This is a genomic window from Aeromicrobium sp. PFPM2_SD2 (assembly GCF_057364525.1).
The window spans coordinates 1-4,767 of record NZ_JBNFNZ010000174.1 but is presented as its reverse complement, the minus strand read 5'-3'; the positions used below and the strand labels follow the sequence as shown (position 1 = coordinate 4,767).

General features: G+C 73.5%; 6 protein-coding genes and 1 pseudogene. All 7 read right to left on the bottom strand.

All coding sequences use genetic code 11. The annotated features are described in order from the left end of the window. A partial coding sequence (locus AC2W7G_RS09350; RefSeq protein ID WP_485868195.1) for a DEAD/DEAH box helicase occupies nucleotides 1-917 on the bottom strand: 917 nt, incomplete at its 3' end. 13 nt (nucleotides 918-930) lie between these two features. After that, nucleotides 931-1,206: a DEAD/DEAH box helicase gene (locus tag AC2W7G_RS09345; protein ID WP_485868194.1), complete on the bottom strand. Its 276-nt coding sequence runs from the start codon at nucleotides 1,204-1,206 to the stop codon at nucleotides 931-933. Nucleotides 1,207-1,353: 147 nt separating this feature from the next. Further along, the gene (locus tag AC2W7G_RS09340) at nucleotides 1,354-1,632 is read right to left on the bottom strand and encodes a GNAT family N-acetyltransferase (protein WP_485868193.1); all 279 of its coding nucleotides are present in this window, start codon (nucleotides 1,630-1,632) and stop codon (nucleotides 1,354-1,356) included. Nucleotides 1,633-1,721: 89 nt separating this feature from the next. Beyond that, nucleotides 1,722-2,369 (bottom strand): CoA transferase subunit B, encoded by a 648-nt coding sequence (locus tag AC2W7G_RS09335; RefSeq protein WP_485868192.1) that lies wholly within the window; start codon nucleotides 2,367-2,369, stop codon nucleotides 1,722-1,724. Beyond that, entirely contained in the window at nucleotides 2,366-3,127 is a 762-nt protein-coding gene (locus tag AC2W7G_RS09330; protein ID WP_485868191.1) for a CoA transferase subunit A, read from the bottom strand. The genes AC2W7G_RS09335 and AC2W7G_RS09330 overlap by 4 nt, the downstream gene beginning before the upstream one ends. Further along, nucleotides 3,124-4,302, bottom strand: a complete 1,179-nt coding sequence (gene fahA / locus AC2W7G_RS09325; RefSeq protein ID WP_485868190.1) for a fumarylacetoacetase — start codon at nucleotides 4,300-4,302, stop codon at nucleotides 3,124-3,126. Before fahA ends, AC2W7G_RS09330 begins: the two co-directional genes overlap by 4 nt. Then, nucleotides 4,299-4,767: pseudogene (locus tag AC2W7G_RS09320) on the bottom strand (hypothetical protein); the annotation flags it as partial. The gene fahA and the pseudogene AC2W7G_RS09320, both read right to left, overlap by 4 nt.

Here is a 4,767-nt window from a genome sequence, read left to right as displayed (position 1 = left end):
CCTGCGGCTCGTCCTTCGGCAGCTCGCCGCTGGTGGTCAGCGCGGACGCCGACATCGGGCGCGGCGCGTTCGCGGCGGTGTGACGACGCGCCGCCACGCCGGCCCTTGCGCTGCAGCGCGAGGGTGTCGCGCAGGTCCTCGGGCATCGTCATGGTGACGACCGTGCCCGACTCCCCCGCGCGCGCCGTGCGGCCCGAGCGGTGGGTGAACGCCTTGTGCTCGGCCGGCACGTCGTAGTGCACGACCAGGCGGACGTCGTCGACGTGGATGCCGCGGGCGGCCACGTCGGTCGCGACGATGGCACTGGCCTGGCCACTGCTGAACTTCGCCAGGTTCCGCTCGCGCCGGTTCTGGGCGAGGTCGCCGTGCATGTCGACCGCCTCGATGCCGGCGTTGGTCAGCTGCTTGGCCAGACGGGTCGCGCCGCGCTTGGTGCGCGTGAAGACGATCGCACGCGGGTTGGCCTCGACCAGGGCCCGGATGACGTCGAGCCGCTGCTCGCGCGGGGTGACCAGCAGGTGGTGGTCCATGGTGCCGGCGTCGGAGTCGTCGGACTCGATCTCGTGCAGGACGTGCTGGGGCAGGTGGCGGCGCACGAGCCGGTCGACGTCGCCGTCGAGCGTCGCCGACAGCAGCAGCCGCTGGCCGTCGACCGGCGTCAGCGCCAGCAGGCGGTCGATCGGCTTGTAGAAGCCCAGGTCGCACAGGTGGTCGGCCTCGTCGAGGGCGGTCACCTCGATGCGGTCCAGGGTCACGGCGCGACGCTCGATGAGGTCGCCGAGACGGCCCGGGGTGGCGACGACGAGGTCGACGCCCGAGCGCAGGCGCTGGACCTGGCGCTCGATGGACGTGCCGCCGTAGACCGTCGCCATGCGCAGGCCCAGGGCCTCGGCGACGGGGTCGAGCGCGTCGCGCACCTGGGTGGCCAGCTCACGGGTCGCAGCAGGATGAGCCGCGCGGCGCCTTGGGGCGGCGCTCGCCACCGGCCAGGGCGGCCAGGACGGGCAGGCCGAACGCGAGGGTCTTGCCCGAGCCGGTCTTGGCCCGGCCCAGCACGTTGCGGCCGGCGAGCGCGTCCGGCAGGACGGCCTGCTGGATGGGGGTGGGGGTCTCGATGCCCTTGCGCGCCAGCGTGGCGACGACGGGCTTCGGCAGACCGAGGGAGGAGAAGGACGGCAGCGCAGGGCTGCCCACAGGATGGGTCATGTACTCACAGACTCGTGAAGACGCCCGTTCGTCCAGACCGCGCGGGAGTGCGCATCATCGACGGGCATTGATGGGGGTGCGAGCCGCAGCCGGGACGGGGGCTCAACTCGTCGAGCCTAGCAGGCGGGTGCCTGCCGGGCGGAATCGTCAGTGGAGCAGGTCGGCGTACTCGGGGTGGCGGTCGATGTAGTCGGCCACGTACGAGCAGGCCGGGACGACCTTCTTGCCCTCGGCGCGGGCGTCGTCGAGGGCGACCTTGACGAGGTCGCCGGCGATGCCCTGGCCACGGAACTTCATCGACGTCACGGTGTGCGGGAACATGCGCACGTCCGCCTGGTCGACGTAGTCGGCGAACCCCGCCACCTGGTCGTCGACGACCATCTCGTAGCGGGACTGCTGGTCGTCGCGTCGCACCTGTCGGCTCATGCCAGGCACAACGCGGGCGGACGCCGCAGGATTCCCCTCGACGGGCCTCGGGGAGCGGAGGAGCGCCGCTCCCCGAGCCTGTCGCGGGCTCAGCGCAGCGGCGCGGCCGTGCGCTCGCGCACCGTGGCCTCGTCCACGCCGGGCGCGAGCTCGACGAGCGCGAAGCCGTCACCGACGACGTCCAGCACCGCGAGGTCGGTGACGACCCGATGCACGACGCCCTGGCCGGTGAGCGGCAGCGTGCACCGCTCGACGAGCTTCGCGCCGCCGGCACGGTCGCAGTGCTCCATGAGCACGATGACCTTGCGGGCGCCGTGGACCAGGTCCATCGCGCCGCCCATGCCCTTGACCATCTTCCCCGGCACCATCCAGTTGGCCAGGTCGCCGTTGGCCGCCACCTGCATGCCGCCGAGCACGGCGGTGTCGACGTGGCCGCCGCGGATCATCCCGAAGCTCAGCGCCGAGTCGAAGAAGGACGCGCCCGGCAGCACCGTGACGGTCTCCTTGCCGGCGTTGATCAGGTCGGGGTCGACGGCGTCCTCGGCCGGGTACGGCCCGGTGCCGAGGATCCCGTTCTCGCTGTGCAGCGTCACGTGGACGCCCTCGGGCAGGTGGTTCGGGATGAGCGTGGGCAGGCCGATGCCGAGGTTGACGTACTCGCCGTCGCCCAGCTCGAGCGCGGCCCGCGCCGCCATCTGCGGCCGGCTCCAGCCGACCTGCGTCGTCGCCTCGCTCATGCCGGCTCCTCCCGCACGGTGCGCTTCTCGATCTGCTTGTCCTGCGGCCCGGTGTGCACGACGCGCTGGACGAAGATGCCCGGCAGGTGCACCTGGGCCGGGTCGATCCCGCCGGGCTCGACGAGCTCCTCGACCTGGGCGATGCAGACCCGTCCGGCCATCGCGGCGAGCGGGTTGAAGTTCCGCGTGGCCAGGTTGAACACCAGGTTGCCCTCGGTGTCGCCGCGCAGGGCGTGGACGAGCGCGACGTCCGCGGTCAGCGACTCCTCCAGGACGTACCGGCGGCCGCCGAGCTCGCGCACCTCCTTGGGCGGCGACGCGACCGCGACCGAGCCGTCGGCGGCGTAGCGCCACGGCAGGCCGCCGTCGGAGATCGGCGTGCCCACGCCGGCCGGCGTGTAGAACGCCGGGATGCCGGCACCGCCGGCGCGCAGCTTCTCGGCCAGCGTGCCCTGCGGCGTGAGCTCGACCTCCAGCTCACCGGCGAGGTACTGGCGGGCGAACTCCTTGTTCTCGCCCACGTACGAGGCGACGACGCGGCGGATGCGGCCGCGCTCGAGCAGGATGCCCAGGCCGTGGCCGTCGACGCCGCAGTTGTTGGAGTAGACCTCCAGGTCGGACGCGCCCTGCTCGGCGAGCGCCTCGATGAGCGCGTCCGGGATGCCGGACAGGCCGAACCCGCCGACCGCGAGGGAGCTGCCGGACGCCACGTCGGCGACGGCCTCGGCCGCCGACGCGACGACCTTCCCGCGGCTCACGCCTCGACCGCCGGCAGGATGCGGGCCCGGACCTCGCCGAACCCGATGCGACCGCCGGACGCGCCGGGCGCGGTGGCCGAGATGGCGACCTCGTCGCCGTCCTCGAGGAAGGTGCGCTGCTCGCCGGCGACGGTGACCGGCTCGGCCCCGCCCCAGGTCAGCTCGATGAACGCGCCGCGCTGGTCCTTCTCCGGCCCGGAGATCGTGCCCGAGCCGAACAGGTCGCCCGTGCGGCTGGTGGCGCCGTTGACCGTCATGTGGGCCAGCATCTGGGCCGGCGACCAGTACATCTGCGCGTACGGCGGACGGCTGACGACGTCGCCGTTCCACTCGACCTCGAGGTCGACGTCCAGGCCCCAGGCCTGCGCGGCCCGCAGGTAGGGCAGCACCTCGGGCTCCTGCTCCGGGGTCGGCACCCACGCCGCCTCGAGCGCGGCCAGCGGCACGACCCACGGCGAGATGGACGTCGCGAACGACTTGCCCAGGTTCGGGCCGAGCGGCACGTACTCCCAGGCCTGGATGTCGCGCGCCGACCAGTCGTTCAGCACGACGACGCCGAAGCAGTGGTCGGCGAAGTCGTCGGTGCCGATGCGCTCGCCCATCTCGGTGCCGGTGCCCACGACGAAGCCGAGCTCGGCCTCGATGTCGAGCCGGCGCGACGGGCCGAACGTGGGCGCGTCCTCGCTCGGCGCCTTGCGCTGGCCGCACGGACGCACCACGTCGACGCCGGAGACGACGACCGTGGACGAGCGTCCGTGGTAGCCGACCGGCAGGTGCTTCCAGTTGGGCATGAGTGGCTCGGAGTCCGGCCGGAACAGCCGGCCGAGGTTCGAGGCGTGGTGCTCGGAGGCGTAGTAGTCGACGTAGTCGGCCACCTCGACCGGCAGGTGCAGGCGGACGTCGGCCAGGGCGTGCACGGCCTCGTCCGGCACCTCGCCGGCCAGGCGCTCGACCAGCTCGGCGCGCACCGCGTCCCAGCGCGTCCGGCCCTGGGCCATGAACGGGTTCAGCGACGAGGCGGCGAACACCTCGTCGCCGAGCAGCACGGCCAGGTCGACGACCCGGTCGGCCACGCGGACGCCCACCCGCGGCGCCGTGCCGTCGGTGGAGAAGACGCCGTAGGGCAGGTTGTCGAGCCCGAAGAGCGAGTCCTGGGGGATGTCGATGCGGGTCATGCGAGTCGTCCTTCGGGGATCGGGGGGATCGAGCCGGGCACGAGGCCGAGCGCGAGCAGGTCGTCCAGCGGCTCGGCGATGCTGCAGGTGCCGAACGAGCAGAACGCGGCCCGCAGGCGGTGCGCGGCGTCCTCGTCGAGGGCCCGGAGCCGCTCGACGAGCACCCGCTCGTCGCGCTCGGCGAGCAGGCCGACGAGCACGAACGCGTCGGCGCCGGCCTGGGCGGCGGCCACCGCGGCCAGCACGTTGAGGAAGCCGTGCTGCTCGAAGCCGGTCTCCGGGTCGGTGCGCCGGACGCCGTGGTGGAGCCCGGCGGTGCACTTGAACGGGACCTCGTGGCCGACCAGCAGCGCGACGGCCCGCGCGAGCTCGGCCTCGTCCGGGTGGGCGTCGGCGACGACCCCGCCCGTGCGCAGCTTGGCCCGGTAGCGGGTGCCGGACGAGGGCCTCCACGACCGCGACCCG